General features: G+C 61.4%; 6 protein-coding genes. 2 read left to right on the top strand and 4 right to left on the bottom strand.

Annotated elements, in window-relative coordinates; all coding sequences use genetic code 11:
* The coding region (locus H6B10_RS13270) for an oleate hydratase (protein ID WP_204652046.1) at positions 1-624 on the top strand (624 nt) is incomplete at its 5' end.
* 23 nt (positions 625-647) lie between these two features.
* Positions 648-839 (top strand): hypothetical protein, encoded by a 192-nt coding sequence (locus H6B10_RS13265; RefSeq protein ID WP_204652045.1) that lies wholly within the window; start codon positions 648-650, stop codon positions 837-839.
* 52 nt (positions 840-891) lie between these two features.
* Here H6B10_RS13265 and H6B10_RS13260 read toward each other — a convergent pair whose 3' ends face one another.
* The 4 genes from H6B10_RS13260 to catA all read right to left on the bottom strand — a co-directional run bounded on the left by H6B10_RS13260 (position 892) and on the right by catA (position 3,527).
* Positions 892-1,599 (bottom strand): Crp/Fnr family transcriptional regulator, encoded by a 708-nt coding sequence (locus tag H6B10_RS13260; RefSeq protein ID WP_204652044.1) that lies wholly within the window; start codon positions 1,597-1,599, stop codon positions 892-894.
* A gap of 103 nt (positions 1,600-1,702) precedes the next feature.
* Entirely contained in the window at positions 1,703-2,428 is a 726-nt protein-coding gene (locus tag H6B10_RS13255) for a hypothetical protein (RefSeq protein ID WP_204652043.1), read from the bottom strand.
* The gene (locus H6B10_RS13250) at positions 2,404-2,841 is read right to left on the bottom strand and encodes a hypothetical protein (protein WP_204652042.1); all 438 of its coding nucleotides are present in this window, start codon (positions 2,839-2,841) and stop codon (positions 2,404-2,406) included. Before H6B10_RS13250 ends, H6B10_RS13255 begins: the two co-directional genes overlap by 25 nt.
* A 41-nt stretch (positions 2,842-2,882) precedes the next feature.
* Positions 2,883-3,527 (bottom strand): type A chloramphenicol O-acetyltransferase, encoded by a 645-nt coding sequence (catA, locus tag H6B10_RS13245; protein ID WP_204652041.1) that lies wholly within the window; start codon positions 3,525-3,527, stop codon positions 2,883-2,885.
* Between the last annotated feature and the right edge of the window lie 72 nt (positions 3,528-3,599).

The raw sequence follows: 3,599 nt of genomic DNA, 5'->3' as shown, positions 1-3,599 counted from the left end.
GACTCCGCCTGGCTCATGAGCTGGACCTTCAACCGCCAGCCCCACTTCAAAGCCCAGCCCGAAGGCCAGCTGGTAGGCTGGATCTACGGCCTTTACCCCGAACGCCCCGGTGACTTTGTGGGCAAGCCCATGGAGGAATGCACCGGCGCCGAGATCTGCATGGAATGGCTCTACCATCTGGGTGTGCCGGAAACCGAGATCGAGGCCCTGGCCCGGGAATCCGCCAGCACGGTACCCTGCATGATGCCGTACATCACCGCCTTCTTCATGCCCCGCCAGGCGGGGGACCGCCCCGAGGTGGTGCCTGAAGGCTGCGTGAACTTCGCCTTCCTGGGCCAGTTCACCGAAACGCCCCGGGACACCGTCTTTACGGTGGAATACTCGGTACGCACGGCCATGGAGGCCGTCTACACCCTGCTGGATGTGGAACGGGGCGTGCCGGAGGTGTTCGGCTCGGTATACGATGTACGGTGCCTGCTCAACGCCACCCACTACCTGCTGGATGGCCGCAAGCTCACCGATATGAAGCTGCCCTTGCCCTACAAGCTGGCCCTCCACGCCGGTCTGGAAAAAGTCCAGGGTACCACCCTGGAAGAACTGCTTACCACCTATGAACTGATCTGACCGGCCGCGCCGGAGGAGGAACCATGAAACGGAACGCCATTCAAACCTGGGAAGCTGCCGCCTGCCAAAGAAGTTTTGCCGAGGGCATGGTAACAGGGGCCATGATCACCGGCCTGGGGGCGGCAACCCTCATTGCCCCGCTGCTGGGCTGGCTGCTGGGTCTTACCCGTACCGCCCGCACCGAACACCGGGGCAGCGGTACCACCCCTGAATAAATAGAAAAAGTGCCTTCCGCTGACCGGCGGAAGGCACTTTTGCGTGGAATGGTTATTCGTCGTTGGGGTCGGGTTCGTTTTCGGTAATGGGCATCTCCACCAGCAGTTCAAAGCGGCTGCGGTCAAAGCGGAGCAGCCCCTCGTCCCGCATTTTGCACAGTTCGTTGGACAGGGCGCTGCGGTCCACAAACAGGAAATCCGCCAGGTCCTGCCGGTTCAGCGGGATCACAAAGGTGCGGCTGCCCGCCTTGTGGTACTGGGCCGAAAGATAATCCTGCAGCCGCTCCCGCATGCTGCGGCGGGTGCTGTCCTCCAGTTTGCGGGTCAGGTACTGGCCTTCCTGGGCCACCGCCAGGGTCAGGTTCTGCAAAAAGCGGATCTGGGTGGGGGCGGTCAGTACGTTTTTGCGCAGCAGCTGATCCACGCACAGGTACAAAATTTCGGTGGGTTCCTCGGTGGCAATGGAAAGATGTAGCCGGTACCGGCCCACGGCGTTCAGTTCGCCCACCGTGTCCCCGGCCTGCAGCACATACAGCAGGTTGTTGTTGCCGTTGCTGTCAATGTGGGCCAGGTGCAGGCTGCCCGAAAGGATGACCCCGATCTCAGGGAACAGGTCCCCGTCCTGGGCCACCACCGTCCGGCGGGGGTACCGCACCCGGCGGGGGCACATGGCCGCCACCGTTTGCAGGATCTCCTCGTCGGTCATGTTGCGGAACAGCATCCCTTTTTTCAGCAGCTGCAGATCCAGTTCTTTTTCCATGGTTTTGCACATCCCTTTCCATACAAAACAAACAAAGGTATAGGCTCCGTTTTGTGCGGAAGCGTCTCAACAAATGGACGTCCCGGCTTTTCCCGGGGCATTTTTACCCCTGCTGCGGGGGGCGCTTTTGCCGCCCCAGCAGGTTGGCCGCGGCAATAAAGGCGTCGGTCTTTTCGTAGTCGGGTTTGGTGCACAGGCTCACCGCCACATACACCGCCGCCGAAAGACTGACCCCCAGGATGACCTGTTGGGCGGACTGGGCGGCCCAGAAGGAGGGCGGCGGCAGCCCCGCCGAGATCAGCAGATTGTACAGGCAGTAGCTCAGCCCCACCACCATGGAGGCCATGGCCTCCGGGGCGTTGCCGCGGCGCCACACAAAACCGGCCACCAGCGGCACAAACACGCCGGTGTTGATCAGCGAGTCCATGGTGGACATGACGGCGGCGGAGATGCCTACAAAGGCGATGGCGCCCAGCACCGGGGGCAGATAGTTCACCACCACCGCCGTGACCACGCCGCCCTGGGGCAGGGTGAGAAAGAGCACCAGCCCCGCCATGCCGGTAAGCACCACGATCAGGTAAAGGGGAATGTAGGCAAAAAAGCTCAGGACGGTCATTTTGCGGGCGTCCCGGTCGGTGCGGGCGGCGGAGATGCGCTGCCATACGTTGGCCTGGATCATCCAGGCGCAGCCGAAGGTGATGATGTACATGGCATAGCGGGAAGTGCCGGAGGTAATGTCCATATAGCCGTCCTTGCCGGCGGCAGCTGCCGCCGCTGCAATGGGCGCCAGCCCCCCGGCCCGGGTCAGGGCCGTGATAAAGACCAGCACGGCCGAGAGCACCAACAGCACAAACTGGATGATACAGGATCATCACCGAGAGCACTTTGGAAACACCCTCGGAATAGCGGGCGGCCATCATCTTGCCCTGGGTCAGGTAACCCACCCGGCGGATGGCTTTGGCGCCCACGATCATCAAAAAGGTGGCGATCAGCACCGGCGCGCCGTAATACCAGAAGGCGCTCAAGCCGTCGGTATAGGCCAGATCCGCGGTGGAAAGGGCCGACCCCGGCGCCCCACCAGGAGGCAATGAAGGTGATGGACAGGGCCCAGAAAGGCAGGCTGCGTCCCGCAAAAAAGTAGTCCAGCACGTTCTGGTTGGCTTTGTCTTTGGATACGGCAAAAAGCAGGACTGCAAAATACACCAGCAGCCCGATCAGCGAAGTGATCTGTAAGGTGTTCATAAGGGGACCTCCTGTGCAAATATCCGGGCAAAGGGGGGAGGTCATGCCCCGCCGAATGTTTCCGCACGGTCCAGCAGTGCCTGCAGTTCCGTCACAAACCGGCAAAGGTGGAACCCGTCGCAGACGGCGTGGTGTACCTGCACGGCCAGGGGCAGCAGGCAGCGGTCCTGCTCGGTATAGTAGCGGCCCATGGTGAAGATGGGCAGCAGATAGTCGTACCCGTTGCGCAGATTGAGGTTGAACCCTTCAAAGGAAGCCCAGGGCACCATGGAAACGGGAAAGGTGTTGCCGGGGGTATGGGGCTTGGGCTCCATGCCGGGCAGGGAACCGTAGGTTTGCAGGTCCTGCTCATAGTGGTGCAGGAACCGGGTGAAATCGGGGTCGTACTCGGTCCAGATGTTGGAGAAAGTCTCGCTGTCCCGGTGGAACACCGTGTAGCAAGGCAGCATCCGGTCATAAATACCCGGCTCGCCCGCCTCGTTCAGGGCGGTGCGGAATTCCTCGTGCCGGTTCACCACGGTGGTCAGGGCGTACAGCATGGCCGGGTACAGCTTGACGCCCTGCCGCCGCAGGGCGGTGATGTCCAGCTTTACGGTCATGCTGTAGGTGCAGGGCACCGCCGAAAAATAGTGGTCGTAATATTCTTTGCGGGCCCAGCCCTGCAGGTCGATTTTGTGGAATGCCATATCGTCCGCACCTCTTTGTGATGTGTCTTTCGGTGATTATATCACAAATCCCGGCGCAGTGGGCATTTTTTG

The organism is Gemmiger formicilis, from assembly GCF_016901605.1.
Lineage (GTDB): Bacteria > Bacillota > Clostridia > Oscillospirales > Ruminococcaceae > Gemmiger > Gemmiger formicilis_B.
This window is presented reverse-complemented; position numbering and strand designations above follow the sequence as displayed.